General features: G+C 38.4%; 15 protein-coding genes. 7 read left to right on the top strand and 8 right to left on the bottom strand.

Annotation, left to right across the window (positions count from 1 at the left end; genetic code table 11):
* Positions 1-6: 6 nt before the first annotated feature.
* Positions 7-465: a VOC family protein gene (locus tag HDE70_RS13525; RefSeq protein ID WP_221302053.1), complete on the top strand. Its 459-nt coding sequence runs from the start codon at positions 7-9 to the stop codon at positions 463-465.
* A 20-nt stretch (positions 466-485) separates the two neighbouring features.
* Here HDE70_RS13525 and HDE70_RS13520 read toward each other — a convergent pair whose 3' ends face one another.
* Both HDE70_RS13520 and HDE70_RS13515 read right to left on the bottom strand, forming a co-directional pair.
* Entirely contained in the window at positions 486-1,043 is a 558-nt protein-coding gene (locus HDE70_RS13520) for a peroxiredoxin (protein ID WP_183890711.1), read from the bottom strand.
* Between the two features lie 5 nt (positions 1,044-1,048).
* Positions 1,049-1,558 (bottom strand): GNAT family N-acetyltransferase, encoded by a 510-nt coding sequence (locus tag HDE70_RS13515; RefSeq protein WP_183890709.1) that lies wholly within the window; start codon positions 1,556-1,558, stop codon positions 1,049-1,051.
* A gap of 99 nt (positions 1,559-1,657) precedes the next feature.
* Between HDE70_RS13515 and HDE70_RS13510 the strand changes: the two genes are divergently transcribed.
* Positions 1,658-3,091, top strand: a complete 1,434-nt coding sequence (locus HDE70_RS13510) for a PLP-dependent aminotransferase family protein (RefSeq protein ID WP_183890707.1) — start codon at positions 1,658-1,660, stop codon at positions 3,089-3,091.
* Positions 3,092-3,181: 90 nt separating this feature from the next.
* The gene (locus HDE70_RS13505) at positions 3,182-3,427 is read left to right on the top strand and encodes a hypothetical protein (protein ID WP_183890705.1); all 246 of its coding nucleotides are present in this window, start codon (positions 3,182-3,184) and stop codon (positions 3,425-3,427) included.
* Between the two features lie 16 nt (positions 3,428-3,443).
* Here the strand turns inward: HDE70_RS13505 and HDE70_RS13500 are convergent, their stop codons facing one another.
* On the bottom strand, positions 3,444-4,193 hold the full coding sequence (locus HDE70_RS13500) for a DeoR/GlpR family DNA-binding transcription regulator (protein WP_183890703.1): 750 nt from the start codon (positions 4,191-4,193) through the stop codon (positions 3,444-3,446).
* 73 nt (positions 4,194-4,266) lie between these two features.
* Here HDE70_RS13500 and HDE70_RS13495 point away from each other — a divergent pair, with 73 nt between their 5' ends.
* The gene (locus tag HDE70_RS13495) at positions 4,267-4,908 is read left to right on the top strand and encodes an HAD family hydrolase (protein WP_183890701.1); all 642 of its coding nucleotides are present in this window, start codon (positions 4,267-4,269) and stop codon (positions 4,906-4,908) included.
* A 3-nt stretch (positions 4,909-4,911) separates the two neighbouring features.
* Here the strand turns inward: HDE70_RS13495 and HDE70_RS13490 are convergent, their stop codons facing one another.
* Positions 4,912-5,247: a winged helix-turn-helix transcriptional regulator gene (locus HDE70_RS13490; RefSeq protein ID WP_183890699.1), complete on the bottom strand. Its 336-nt coding sequence runs from the start codon at positions 5,245-5,247 to the stop codon at positions 4,912-4,914.
* Between the two features lie 94 nt (positions 5,248-5,341).
* Here HDE70_RS13490 and HDE70_RS13485 point away from each other — a divergent pair, with 94 nt between their 5' ends.
* Entirely contained in the window at positions 5,342-6,334 is a 993-nt protein-coding gene (locus HDE70_RS13485; protein WP_183890697.1) for a zinc-binding alcohol dehydrogenase family protein, read from the top strand.
* A gap of 96 nt (positions 6,335-6,430) precedes the next feature.
* Here HDE70_RS13485 and HDE70_RS13480 read toward each other — a convergent pair whose 3' ends face one another.
* Positions 6,431-7,960, bottom strand: coding sequence for an MFS transporter (locus HDE70_RS13480; RefSeq protein ID WP_183890696.1), 1,530 nt, complete (start codon positions 7,958-7,960; stop codon positions 6,431-6,433).
* 86 nt (positions 7,961-8,046) lie between these two features.
* Between HDE70_RS13480 and HDE70_RS13475 the strand changes: the two genes are divergently transcribed.
* Positions 8,047-8,892: an AraC family transcriptional regulator gene (locus HDE70_RS13475; RefSeq protein ID WP_183890694.1), complete on the top strand. Its 846-nt coding sequence runs from the start codon at positions 8,047-8,049 to the stop codon at positions 8,890-8,892.
* Positions 8,893-8,956: 64 nt separating this feature from the next.
* Here the strand turns inward: HDE70_RS13475 and HDE70_RS13470 are convergent, their stop codons facing one another.
* Genes HDE70_RS13470 through HDE70_RS13460 form a run of 3 tightly spaced genes read right to left on the bottom strand, consistent with a single transcriptional unit; the run spans position 8,957 to position 11,992 of the window.
* The gene (locus HDE70_RS13470; protein ID WP_183890692.1) at positions 8,957-10,045 is read right to left on the bottom strand and encodes an alcohol dehydrogenase catalytic domain-containing protein; all 1,089 of its coding nucleotides are present in this window, start codon (positions 10,043-10,045) and stop codon (positions 8,957-8,959) included.
* A 40-nt stretch (positions 10,046-10,085) separates the two neighbouring features.
* Positions 10,086-10,997 carry a helix-turn-helix domain-containing protein gene (locus HDE70_RS13465; protein ID WP_183890689.1) on the bottom strand — a complete coding sequence of 304 codons (912 nt, stop codon included), beginning with the start codon at positions 10,995-10,997 and terminating at the stop codon, positions 10,086-10,088.
* Positions 10,998-11,029: 32 nt separating this feature from the next.
* Entirely contained in the window at positions 11,030-11,992 is a 963-nt protein-coding gene (locus tag HDE70_RS13460; protein WP_183890687.1) for a helix-turn-helix domain-containing protein, read from the bottom strand.
* A 93-nt stretch (positions 11,993-12,085) separates the two neighbouring features.
* On the opposite strand from HDE70_RS13460, the gene HDE70_RS13455 reads away from it, so the two are divergent.
* Complete coding sequence (locus HDE70_RS13455) at positions 12,086-13,207, top strand: FAD-dependent oxidoreductase (RefSeq protein ID WP_183890685.1); 1,122 nt, start codon at positions 12,086-12,088, stop codon at positions 13,205-13,207.
* Positions 13,208-13,241: the final 34 nt, after the last annotated feature.

The raw sequence follows: 13,241 nt of genomic DNA, 5'->3' as shown, positions 1-13,241 counted from the left end.
TAAATTATGGCAACAATAAAAGAGGATATTGGGATAACAGGCTTACACCATATTGCAATCAGAGCAGAAAATTTTGAACAGACAGTTCAGTTTTACACCACAGTAATAGGATATACTGTAAGTCATATGTGGTCATTACCAGAGTTTAAACTTAAACAGGCTGCGATGTTAAAATCACCAGATGGCTTCAGCTATCTTGAAATATATGATAACCAGGCTGATATTCCGGCACAAGGGAGGCAAAAACAAGCACACGAAGAATTCGTTCAAACTGCTTTATTGCATATCTGCCTGACTGTCAAAGATTCAAAGATAGCTTATGCTATGGCTATTGCAGGTGGTGCGACGCCTTGTCATGAGCCAATGGTACTTCATTTAGGTAATCCGGCTATTACAGTATATAATTCACTGGTTTATAGTCCAAATGGAGAGGTTATAGAGTTTCTGGAAAAGGCGGGTTTTTAAAGAGTGGATTTAATCCACTCTTATCTTAAATAGGCTAGTACTTCCTCTGCATTTTTATCGGGAGGAAAAACAGGATAAAAATATTTAGTAATTATCCCATCTTCAAAAATCAGGGTAACCCGTTTCAGATAGCTAAGCTCACCTACTACGTGAAGCGGTAGGTTTAAAGCCTTCTTAAATTCCAGGTTTTCATCACTTAACAAATCAAAAGGAAGATGTAACCGTTCTTTTGATTCCAGCTGATCCGCAGTTGATTGCGTACTTATTCCGTATACCTGTGTATTCAATTGCTTCAATTCCTGGTAATGGTCCCGAAAAGAACAAGCTTGTGGTGTACAACCTCTGGCACCCGGAATAGCATCCCAACCTTCAGGAAGCGGGACTTCTGCAGGCCCGGTCATTGGATAACAATAAATTACCAGGCGGCCTTTAATCGCAGAGAGTTCAACTAGTTTGCCATGTGTACCATGCAACGCAAGATCTGGAATAGTTAACCCTGATAAATGATCACAAGCTCCATCATCCTCAGGAACAGGTAAACCTGGAGGCAATATTTCTAAATTCGTCTGCTCACTCATTTTGCTTAGTTAAGTGGGATTTCAAACAAACTGAAAGAACCATGTTTATAATGTGCAGGCAAACTGCTTACATCATCCAGTTTGGTAACTCCAAGATAGTTGAAGCCACAGCTGATATAGTAGTTATTCAATTTGTCATTGCCACTTCCAGTATCCAACCTCACAAAAGAACGTTGATTTTCTTTGGCAAATTGAATTGCCCAGGCAACGATATGTTTTACATATGAATTGCCCCTTAACAAAGGATTTGTAGCGATACGGTGAATATAAACTGATGGATCCTTGTCTTTTTCTTTCCAGATGGCCGGATCACTAAGCGTAATGCAAAAAGTACAGGCTAGTTGTCCATCCACTAAAATCTTATAATGCCTGTTTTCATTAATTTCTTTTTGAATAAGCGATCTCTCAAACCCTTGCCAGAATAGAAGACCTACTTTTTTCATATGTTCAGTTGCCTGATCGTAAAGGTCGAAGATTGCGTCAATGTCTTTGGTGGTGCTATGTGTAATTTCCATACTAAATTTCTGTCTTTATTAATTAAAACAAAGTTAAGGTAAATAGCACTATGAATGCAGATGCAGTTTTGATATATTTGAGCATAGCAGTTGAAGAATATGCAAAATAAATTAGCTCAGAAAGACCATTTGTATCAGCGGATAGCCAATGGATTAGAACAGCAGATTAAAAATAATGTATTGGCCATAGGCGACAAACTTCCTTCTCTCCGTGAATTTTGCAAACGCTATGGAACAAGCCAGACTACGGCTATAAAGGTGTACTACGAGCTTGAAAGTAAAGGGCTTATTGAAACCAGGCCAAAATCCGGATATTACATAAGCGGATCGCTAAAACGGATTCCAGCTTTGCCAAAAATCAGTGAACCTGGCACTGAAACCAGTCAGATCCAGATTGAAGACTTGCTGGAAAAAGTATACAATAATGCAACTCCTATGAATATCACGCTGGCTCATGCTGTGGTTGCCGATGAACTGCTGCCTATAGCGAAACTAAATAAAGGAATGATCCAGGCTATGCGGGAATTAAAGGGGAGCGGTACTGCTTATGGGGAAATTCAGGGAAATGAAAAATTAAGAAAGCAGATTGCAAGGCATGCTTTCACAATACCTGAGTTAAGTCCTGAGAATATTATTACGACTAATGGTTGTATCAATGCTATTTCTTATGCAATGATGGCTCTGGGGAAACCGGGGGATACTATTGCGGTGGAAAGTCCAGTGTATTTTGGAGTTTTACAATTAGCCAGGAGCCTTGGTCTGAAGGTTTTGGAACTGCCTACACATCCGCAAACCGGGATTGAGATCGGGGCATTGACAAAAGCACTGGAAGCCAATAAAATTAATTTGTGTCTGCTGGTTAGTAACTTCAGTAATCCTTTAGGTAGTTTAATGCCCGATGAGCATAAGAAAGAAGTGGTAAGACTCATACAAAAGCACAATGTGCCTTTAATAGAGGATGATATTTATGGCGATATTTATTTTGGAACTAACCGCCCTAATACCTGTAAAACTTATGATGAAAGCGGATTGGTACTCTGGTGCAGTTCCATTTCAAAAACACTGGCCCCGGGTTACCGGGTAGGATGGATATCACCGGGAAAATTTAAATCGGAAATCCTGAGAATGAAGCTCTTCCATGCGATTGCTTCTACAAACATTACGCAGGAAGTTATTGCAAATTTTCTGGAAACAGGGCGTTATGAACATCATTTGCGTAAGCTAAGAAATACACTGCATACCAATAGCCTGCAATATATACGCGCAATCAATGATTATTTTCCCGAAGGAACTAAAGTGAGCAGGCCACAGGGAGGAATGGTTTTGTGGGTGGAATTTGACCAGAAAGTAAATACGATTGAATTATATGATCTGGCCATCAAAAAAGGGGTCAGTATCGCGCCGGGAGGATTGTTTACTTTACAAAACCAGTTTGCTAACTGCATGCGTTTAAACTATGGAATGCCGTGGAATGGACAGATTGATCAGGGATTGAAAAATCTGGCTGATATTGCTACTTTACTCAATCGGTAAATTATTCTAAATGACAAATTTATGACATCTAAAACATTTTAGTATACGTTTATATCCGGTGAGGCTGTCTAATCAGGCTTCAGCCAGCTTATGAATCTATTTAAGGTGTATTTTTCTGAAGGTAAGGCGCATTCTCCAGATATGATGGAGGCCAAAAATTTCCATGTAGACCGGATCTGTACTAAAGCAGGAGAGCTGAAATGGTTAATTGTATTCGCTGAAAACAAAGAGCAGGCTCTCGAACTGGCTGAAAAGGGTTATGAGTCTATTGGTATCTCGAGGTATAAATCTAAAAATAGTAGTCTGAAAGTTCATTTAGGAGATTCCTTCGCTTAAATATTTTATTATCAGATTATAAGATGCTTAAGCCTAGTTCTTTATAAGGGACCAGTAAATGGTTTTCCGGATCCAGATCAGTAATTAAAAGATCTATTGATTTTGTATTGCAGATATGAAAGGTTGATATTGTATTTAATTTTTCAGCGCTTGGCACTGCTATTAACTGGTCGCACATATTACTAATCCTTGTTTTTATTTCCAATTCGTCCATTATCGGATCAGTGATACCATATTCAATATGCAAGCTATGAACGCCAAGAATTCCAATATCTGCATGAACGGAATTGTATTTGTTTAACACATCAAATCCTGTAGATATTTTTGATTTCTTCGAAGCTTTACCCCCAGCAAAGATGAGTTCAACATTTGGAAATTCAAACATCAGATTAGCTATTGGATAACTGTGTGTAAAGACCGTCAAACTAATCTGGCGGGGTAGAAAACTGGCTATAAGAAAAGGAGTAGTTCCACCGTCAAACACTGCAACCTGCCCATCTTTAAATAATTTGGCTGCTTTTTGAGCAATTATCCGCTTGTCTGGATTAGCGTATAGTTCCCGTTCTTGATAAGTAGCTGGTATAATTGTTTTCGGCTTGGCGCCACCTTTGATTTTACTGATCATTCCTGCGGCTGCAAGTTCACTGATATCTCTTCTGATTGTATCTTCAGAAACGATCAATATTTCACTCAATTCCTGGTATCCGACCTGATCTTTCTGCCTGAGTCTATCTATAATAAATTGATAACGGCTGCTTTTTGTCATATTCCCTGATTTGCGTAATTTCGCATTAAAGTTGCAAATAAAATGTATTAATTTGCATTAAATCTTAAAAAACATGAAGATTAATACAATCATCTTTGATTTAGATGGAACAATTGCGGATACATTGCCCTTATGTATTGCTGCATTCAAGAAAAGTATTGAACCACTATTGGGTTCACAAATAAGTGAACAGGAAATTGTGGCAACCTTCGGCCCATCTGAAGAGGGGACTATCCGGAAGCTGGTTCCTGAAAATGAAGAGGCTGGTATAAAATCATATCTTGAACATTATATAGCTCTACATCATAGCTGCGCACACCCATTCGAGGGTATAAAGGAATTACTGCAATTCTTAAAGGATAGCGGTGTGCATCTGGCAATGGTGACAGGAAAGGGTGTTCACAGTACAAAAATTTCGCTTGAACAATTTGGCCTTAGCGATTTTTTTAATGTCTTGGAAACTGGCAGAGCTGAAGGCCCTGACAAATCAAATGGTATAAAGCGTGTAATAAACCGTTTAAACGTTGACCAAAGCCAGTGTATTTATGTTGGAGATGCGCCGAGTGATATTCTGGCTTCTAAAAAAGCAGGGATTTCAATTGCCTCTGCTGCCTGGGCAGAAACAACTGATGCGCAAGAACTATTAACATTATCTCCCAACTGGATTTTTTATTGTGTTCAGGAATTCCGGGACTGGATTACGAAGTTTATATAGTGTTTAAGTTATGCTCCATTCTTCCAGCGCATCTAATATAGGTAGCAGCAATTTACCTTTTTCAGTAAGCTCGTAATCTACCCTGACAGGGACACCGGGAATTATAGTTTTGGTAATCAACTTTGCATTCTCTAATTCTTTAAGCTGACGGCCCAGTGTCTGGTCAGAAATATTGCCTAATACAGCTTTGAGTAAACTGAAGCGATTTGTCTTTTCTCCTATAAAAATAATGATCAGTGCTTTCCATCTTCCTGATATCAAATCCATTGCTTCATTGACTTTACATGACCTGTGCAGAAATTCCTTATTTATTGCATTAGATGAATTCTCTTTTTTCATATGAACTTCTTTTTTTGTGAGTAGCTCCCAATTTAGTGAGCATAGCAATCGTTTTAGGGGGTTATTTACCTTTACAAAAATACTTATAACAAAGATGAAAAAGATGAAAGCAGTAGTACTAAAGGAATTTGGAGCGGTAAATAATTTTGAATTTGCAGAAGTTGACCTGCCAATGATTAAAAGCGACGAGGTGTTGATAAGAATCATGGCTACGGCTTTTAATCCGCTTGATTACCAGATGCGGCAAGGTCTTAGAGAAAAAGAACTGATGGTAGGCTCAATATTGGGCGTAGAATTCTCAGGAGTTGTTGTCGGGGCAGGGCAGGATACAAGAGGATTTAAAGTTGGTGATGAGGTTATCGCTTGTTCAGTACAGAAAGGATCGAATGGTAGTTATGCTGAATTTATAGCACTTTCTTTCCACGAGCTAGTGCACAAACCTAAAAATATTGATTTTGGAACAGCAGCATCCATACCAGTATCAGGAATGACTGCATGGTTATGTTACAACAGGATGAATTATAAAACGGATGATCATATCTTTATCAATGGAGCTTCAGGAGGGACGGGCCGCTTTCTGATCCTTTTCCTGATGCATTACAAAATAACCAATATTGTAGTTACCGCAGGAAATCCTGAAAGTATCGCTATGTTGAAGGGGATGGGGATTTTGGAGACAAACATTATAGACTACAATAGTCCGGATCTTGAACAGCGTATATTAAAAGCTAATCAAGGAATGGAATTTGATCATGTTGTAGATCTTGTTGGTGGCGAAATTTCTGAGACAACAGCGCGGGTTTTAAAAGTAAACGGCAATTACGTGGATGTTACTTTTTTTGGTACTCAGACCACCAGGGAAATTTTATTCGACAAAGGAGCTAATATCCTGAATATCGCGGTATATGCTGAGATTGACAATAATAAGGTTCTTAAGACGATTTCGGAGTTAATCGAAGCTGGAAAAATAACTGTTCCAAAAGTAAATGTAGTTGGTAATTTAGGTGTTGCAACGGCGGTAAAAGCACATGAACTGATGGAATCCAACCGGACTCGCGGTCAAAAGCTTGTGATGGTTAATGATTAAATGGATTCGGAAAATAATGGTTCGTTCCCCTGACACTACAGTTGCTTTATCCGGTAACGTATCATTATTTTCCAATCCCTGCTGTCTAAAGAAGATTTATACTCTTTTCTTGCTGCCAAAGGTGATCAAACTTGCCAGGGATAAAGCCCAGACACCAATACCTCCATATAACATGATCCAGTCAAAACCCTGTAGAAGTGCTGCATGTACAACAGTTCCAGAAGGATCTGCGACAGCTAGTTGTGGAAAATCACGTTTAAGCGTGTCGAAACTCCCGGAAGCTATTTTTTCAGCCAGAGAACGTAGCTGCAAGCTATTCAAAGAATGATGAGCCAATACAGGTTTCAAATAAGATAGAATCCCTTCTACCAGGATAAATCCCATAAGTGCAATATTAATGGCTAAAGTAATCAACCTGGCACTCATATCTATACCAGAAGCCATTCCTGCTCTATTACTCGAAACTGCACCCGTTGTCGTATTGGTTACAGGTGTATTGGTTAAGCCCAGTCCGATACCAGCCAGTGCAGATCCAGGAAGCATGGTGAGCCAGCCGGGGTTTTCGGCCATACTTCCATATCTCATTATAATAAATCCTAAACCTATCGTAAACAGCCCAAATGGAATAACAAGACCTGGGCGATACCGAACTGAAAGACGCTCGGCCAGCGGAGGTACAAGTAAAGTGGGAAGTGTATAAGCCAGGAGAGAAAGACCAACCGTAATTACATCATAGCCCAGATAGCCCTGAAAATAAATGGGCAGATAAATGATGAATGGCCAAAAGCTAAAGTTCATACCGATAGAACCAAGAACAGCACCCGAAAAGTTACGTATCCTGAATACTGAAAAATCGAACATAGGGTAGTCATTACTTTTTTCGACCCATACAAAAATAACAAAGCTGATTACTGTGGCAATAAGGATAGAGATCGCTACGGTGCTGGTAAAACCAATATCACCTCCCTGTGTGATAAAATAGGTTAAGCCAAAAACAGCTAAAGATAAAGCAAGCATACCTGCAATGTCGAGTCTTTTTGCCTGTGGGTCTTTAGATTCTTCTACATTTCCATAAACAAGAATTGCGGCAAGAACAGCAATTGGGGTGTGTATCAGAAAAACCCATTTCCAGGATAATAAACCAACGATACCACTACCTATAATTGGCCCGAAACCTAATCCAAGTCCAAGGATAATACCCCATATACCAAAGGCTTTACTTCTTTCTTTTCCTTCCTGAAATTGATGCGAAAGCGCAGATATCTGGCAAATTAACATGGCACCTCCGCTTATTCCCTGAAAAAAACGGCTTACAATCAGCAAAGGTATACTTTGTGCTAAACCACAAACCAAAGAAGCAATACCAAACAGAACCAGGGTAATCAGGAGTATTCGCTTACGGCCATATTTATCGGCCAGTGTTCCTGCTGCCATTAGTACCGTGGTACAGCCGATTGTATAAATATTCATTATCCATTGCATGTCCTTAAGATTGGCGCCTAACACCTTTTCAAGGGTTGGGAGTATAACTGGTACACTGGAAATTTCCAATGAAAACATTAGTGTAGCCATACAAATGGCGATTAGCGCAATGGTGTTCTTATTCAGATAGTTTTGATTTTTCATTTTTACATTCATCTTGTTTAGCAAAACTAAACTGAAAAACAGGTATATATCAGTACATTTTAATGATAAAAATGTACTTTTACTATATGAAAAAGGAGAATATGCATCAATCCTTCGAAATTGTTTATCGTAAGGTGGACGAATGTCCTGCCAGGGATTTACAATTCAGCTTTTTCCAAATGGTTTATGTGATTTCCGGAACAGGATTTCTCCAGGTGAATGGCAATTGTATAGCCTATAAGGCTGGCAATCTACTATTAATGACACCTAACGATTGTCATAACTTTGATATTGTTCACACTACAGAATTCCTGCTGATTAGAATCAATAATGAATATGTTAAAGAATACAGGTCAAAAAATATAAATGCTATCGAGTGCTTATTATATTATTCTTCGCATTTATCTGGTTGTATTCTAAAGCAAAAAGAGGATGAATTTCTGGTTAAATCTATAGTAGATTGTCTGTTGCACGCTATTAAACATCAAGATATTTATGATGAAGATTTAGCTGGACATTATGTAAATGCATTAATTGTAATTGCCGTCAGAAATATATCAAAAATAAAACCACAGGGTATAAAGGAAAATGCAGATAAGCGTATACTGGAAATTATCAATCATATACAATCCAATATTTTCTCGCCTCCAAGTTTAAAGGCTGCATTTATAGCGGATAAGTATGATATAGCAGCTACTTATTTAGGAAGCTATTTCAAAAATCAGTGCGGTGAAACTATTCAGCAATTTATTGCTAACTATAAAATTCGTTTGATAGAACATCGATTAAATTTCAGTGATATGAGGGTGAATGAGATTGTAAACGAGTTTGGTTTTGCTGATGAAAGCCATTTAAATAAATTTTTCAAGAAATATAAGAATATAAGTCTGACCGGATATCGAAAAGCAAGGAATTCAATAGTCAGTCATTAAAAATACTCTTTTAAGACTGACTATATTGTTTCGGTTTTATGCTGAATTTCTGATCATATTATATTTAGTCTATAACACTATTTAATACAGTCATCCTGAATGCACCTCCACTAGCAGCTGCATGTGTAACTGCCTCATTTACCTCGTCAATAGGAAATCTGGTAATTGTGAAATTATCTAATTTAAGTAACCCTGATTGTATTAACGTAATAAGGCGGGCGGGAGCATTGGTAGGGTACAGCCACTGCCCGTATATTGTGATACAGTTTCTCATGATCCATGGATAAGGCAGTTCCAGTCCAGATCCTCCGTGCATACCAATACCACCCATCAGCACTATTTTACCATATGGCCTTACTGTCATTATTGCCGCTTTAACAGTAGAGGGAGCAGCAGAGGGCGGAAGAATATCGAGAACGCAGTCGATCGGGCATGGTGCTGCCTGTTGCATTCTGAGTTGATCTTCCTGTGGATCACCAGACAACGTCACAGGGATTACACGATCTCCGAAACGACGGACCATTTCGTCCAGCACCATTTCGTTTCTTCCCGGTGCTATTACGTATCGTGCACCCATTGCAAGTGCAACAGCCACGCATGCGCTTCCGAAATGACCTGTAGCCCCGCTGACCAATATCGTTTCACCCGCTTGCAGATTCGCCGCAAGGAGACCGCCATAAGGCACAAGGAATGTCGTAATTGCACACCACTTTGAAGCATCTGAAGTTTTAATTTCCCCTATTGGAATGGCATTTTCTGTAGGTATCAGCATTTGCTCTGCGAAGGAACCATGATGGAAATATCTTTGTAAATGCAGGCCACCATCGCCACGGGCGGTTAGCCCATGTAGTGTTATATCCGGATTTGTAGCATTATCCCGCGAACGAATAGTAGCATCACATAAAACCCAGTCTCCAACCTTGAGGCGTGTTGCATCCGGACCAACTGCACGTATACGGCCGATAGCACCCGTACCAGGTACTATTGGCAACTCCAATAACATTTTGCGCTCACCATTGAAAACTTCATTTGCATAAGGCAAAACGGGGGCAGCGAAAATATCAACAATAACTTCTCCTGTACCTAGTACAGGATCTGGCATGTTTTCTACAGACAATGGTGTAGCAAACTCTTTTAAAATTGCAGCTTTCATAGTTTAAAATTTGATATCAAAGCTATGTGGAATATAAAGGTTAACTATTATCCATTTCGGGGGTTCTGCTGCAAATTTCAAGGGTATTTTTTCTATACTCTTCCGGAGTAATACCAGCTAATCTTTTAAAGAATTTACTGAAATATGCAGCTTCATTAAATCCAAGTGAATAAGCAATTCCTTTGATTGAATCTGTCGTATGAAAAAGCATATATTTAGCCTCCAGGGTTAGTCTTTCCTGAATACAAAGTATGGCGGTTTTACCTGTATATTTTTTAACCAGTTCATTCAAGTGCCCGGGAGTAATATTTAAAAGAGCAGCATACTCCGCTACCAGATGATATTTGCTAAATTCGGCATTTACCAAATTGAAAAAATCTGTAATTGTTTTCCCTTTTAATGGTGTACCAGTTACCGCAGGCAGTTTATTATATAAGCGGCTGATCTGAACTAAAAATATTCCCAGATAAGATATAAGTGATAAAGCAGATAATTCATCCTGCTTAGCAAACTCGTCTAATATTTTTATAAGTGTATGCTCTATCTCCTTTCTCTCTTTTATTGAAGATCTGAATTCATAAGCTTCATTACTGTTCAGAATAGGCAGACGGTTCAGTTGTGTTGCCATTTGTAAGAATTCCTTTGTGAAGGATAATATAATTCCTTCCATTGGCAGTTGTACATCTTTTACAAATAACTGTGAAGGCCCTGTAAAATATAGTCCACCAGGTTTGAATGAATGATAGTGAAAATCAACCCAGAAACTTGAATTTCCTTCGTTCACAAATACAAACTGATAATAGTTGCGCCTATGAGGTGTTAAAAACATTTTATTGCCTGGAACGAGCGCTTTGTTGATCCTGTATATTTCGAAGTCTCCATTACCTTGCGGCCTTATCTGTTTAAGATTCAATGAAGATATTGACTTGTCGGGAATATTTAATTTGTTCATAACTTCCAGATAGCTTTCCTTTTTATATTCTTTTAAGACTGACTATATTGTTTCGGTTTCATTCCGATATGCGCTTTAAAAACCCTTGAAAAATGACTTAAGTTCGTAAAGCCCAGTTGATATCCCACAGCTGAAACAGACAGCTTTTCCTCTTTTAGCAAATGAGCTGCTTCTTTCATTCTGAACTCCTGATAATAGTTAAAAATGCTGTTACCGAAAATTTGCTTGAATACACGTTTCAATTTAGATGGGCTCATACCAGCATGAATTGCCAGTTCTTTAATAATTGGCGGAGTTTCCAATTGTTCAAGCATTTGCTCCTTTAATTTGTAAACGGCTTCTATATCGTGAATGTTTAACGCATAAATATGTTTTTCGTCCCGCTTTTGCAGTTCCATTAATAGCCTGCAAATCAGCTCTTCTGCTTTTATCCTCAGAAAGAATAGTTTAAAGGTTTCCTCAATTGATTCAGACAGAATTTCATCTACAATTTTCTGTAATGAAGGATAAATTATTTGTTCAAATACTAAAGGCTGTGTATTCTGTAACAGGTTTTGTAAAACCAGCGATTTTTCCGGCAAGTCAAATAGTCCTTTCAGGTAAGCTGCACCGACTTCTATATTAATAACCGCAGTATTGGTATGAATGGGAATAACAGCATCAGTATTTACACTACAGGTCGCAATTAAAACTGAAGGTATTGCCTTTAATTGCTTTCCAGCCGATAATGTTTCTGTTTTAGGGAAAATGTTTTGAAACTTAAAAAGTATCATTTCCGTAGCAGTATTCCGATCAGGATTTTCAACAAGTAAATCCTGATTGAGTTCATAATTCATGATTAGCATCCGGATATGCGGATTAAAAATAAATCCGCTACAATAACCTTTACCAAATTCTTCAGGGATTTCTATTTTCCTGTTTTTTACATCCGTCCCTAATAAATGAGCTAGCTTTTTTAAGATACCCGGTTCTGTTTGCTGCTTGTATTTTTCCATGAAAGGTCTTTTACGACTGTTTTTAGGTCTAACATAGTTATTTTACCTCTAAGATACTTAACAAATTTGTATCGTAATTAAACAAAGCAAATCATGTTATTAGAAAATAAGAAAGTAGCGATTATAGGGGCGGGACCAGTTGGTCTGACCATGGCAAAATTGCTCCAGCAGACAGGGGCAGATGTAACTGTTTATGAAAGAGACAAAGATCCACAAGCAAGAATTTGGGGTGGTGCACTCGATCTGCACGAAAGTTCAGGACAAATGGCAATAGAAAAGGCAGGGTTGCTTGAGCGTTATTTTGCAATGGGGAAACCAATGGGCAGGACAATAACTGATGAAAAGGGCAATGCGTTATTCGCTGTAGAACCCCGGTATGACAGTCCTGAAATAAGCAGAAACACACTAAGAAAAATAATGCTTGACAGTTTAACAGTCGATACGGTTGTTTGGGACAGGAAGTTTACAGGATTTGAAGTGTATAAGGATAAATGGCTTTTACATTTTGAAAACGAAATGGATACAACCGCAGATTTTGTTATTGTAGCCAATGGTGGGATGTCTAACGGAAGAACATATGTTACGGATACAGTAATAGAAGATAGTGGTACTTTTATTATTCAGGGCGAAGTGTTTGAACCAGAAATTAAATGCCCGGAGTTCTACCAGCTTTGCGGTAATAACATATTGATGACAGCCGACAAAGGCATCAATTTAGTTGCAAATCCTGATAATAACGGTACTTTAATATACGGTGTGACTTTTAGAAAACCTGAAGAATGGAATAATGGGGATAGGTTAGACTTCCAAAATATAAATAGCGTTAGCACATTTCTTTCAAACAGGCTGGATCATTGGCACGAATGCTACAAACAATTGTTCCGCTCCACTTCTTTTTTTGTTGGATTGCCAACTAGAAAATTGCCAATAGATAAACCCTGGAAAGATCAGCGTCCTTTACCTGTTACGCTTATCGGAGATGCTGCACATTTAATGCCGCCTTTTGCAGGTCAGGGAGTGAATATCGGGCTAGTAGATGCATTAATTTTATCCGAAAACCTGACTAATGGAAAATTTGAAAGTATAGCAGCAGCTATTAGCGATTATGAACAACAAATGTTCGTTTATGCGAAAGAAGCACAGGCTGAAACCAGCAAAAATGAGATAGATATGCTTCATCCTGACTTTTCTTTCCAAAAGAGATTTAGCAGTTAACTAAAGGTGCAGTGATTGTAAAAAGTCAGAATTA

Origin of the sequence: Pedobacter cryoconitis, from assembly GCF_014200595.1 — a bacterium.
In the GTDB taxonomy this organism is placed as follows: Bacteria; Bacteroidota; Bacteroidia; order Sphingobacteriales; family Sphingobacteriaceae; genus Pedobacter; species Pedobacter cryoconitis_C.
Note: the sequence above shows the minus strand (reverse complement) of the source record. Positions and strands in the feature narration are given on the sequence as shown.

What these genes read in the sequence shown, in the direction of transcription:
- HDE70_RS13525 (WP_221302053.1), top strand. Translation starts at nt 7, where the DNA reads ATGGCAACAATAAAAGAGGATATTGGGATAACAGGCTTACACCATATT.
- HDE70_RS13520 (WP_183890711.1), bottom strand. Translation starts at nt 1,043, where the DNA reads ATGAGTGAGCAGACGAATTTAGAAATATTGCCTCCAGGTTTACCTGTT.
- HDE70_RS13515 (WP_183890709.1), bottom strand. Translation starts at nt 1,558, where the DNA reads ATGGAAATTACACATAGCACCACCAAAGACATTGACGCAATCTTCGAC.
- HDE70_RS13510 (WP_183890707.1), top strand. Translation starts at nt 1,658, where the DNA reads ATGCAAAATAAATTAGCTCAGAAAGACCATTTGTATCAGCGGATAGCC.
- HDE70_RS13505 (WP_183890705.1), top strand. Translation starts at nt 3,182, where the DNA reads ATGAATCTATTTAAGGTGTATTTTTCTGAAGGTAAGGCGCATTCTCCA.
- HDE70_RS13500 (WP_183890703.1), bottom strand. Translation starts at nt 4,193, where the DNA reads ATGACAAAAAGCAGCCGTTATCAATTTATTATAGATAGACTCAGGCAG.
- HDE70_RS13495 (WP_183890701.1), top strand. Translation starts at nt 4,267, where the DNA reads ATGAAGATTAATACAATCATCTTTGATTTAGATGGAACAATTGCGGAT.
- HDE70_RS13490 (WP_183890699.1), bottom strand. Translation starts at nt 5,247, where the DNA reads ATGAAAAAAGAGAATTCATCTAATGCAATAAATAAGGAATTTCTGCAC.
- HDE70_RS13485 (WP_183890697.1), top strand. Translation starts at nt 5,342, where the DNA reads ATGAAAAAGATGAAAGCAGTAGTACTAAAGGAATTTGGAGCGGTAAAT.
- HDE70_RS13480 (WP_183890696.1), bottom strand. Translation starts at nt 7,960, where the DNA reads ATGAAAAATCAAAACTATCTGAATAAGAACACCATTGCGCTAATCGCC.
- HDE70_RS13475 (WP_183890694.1), top strand. Translation starts at nt 8,047, where the DNA reads ATGAAAAAGGAGAATATGCATCAATCCTTCGAAATTGTTTATCGTAAG.
- HDE70_RS13470 (WP_183890692.1), bottom strand. Translation starts at nt 10,045, where the DNA reads ATGAAAGCTGCAATTTTAAAAGAGTTTGCTACACCATTGTCTGTAGAA.
- HDE70_RS13465 (WP_183890689.1), bottom strand. Translation starts at nt 10,997, where the DNA reads ATGAACAAATTAAATATTCCCGACAAGTCAATATCTTCATTGAATCTT.
- HDE70_RS13460 (WP_183890687.1), bottom strand. Translation starts at nt 11,992, where the DNA reads ATGGAAAAATACAAGCAGCAAACAGAACCGGGTATCTTAAAAAAGCTA.
- HDE70_RS13455 (WP_183890685.1), top strand. Translation starts at nt 12,086, where the DNA reads ATGTTATTAGAAAATAAGAAAGTAGCGATTATAGGGGCGGGACCAGTT.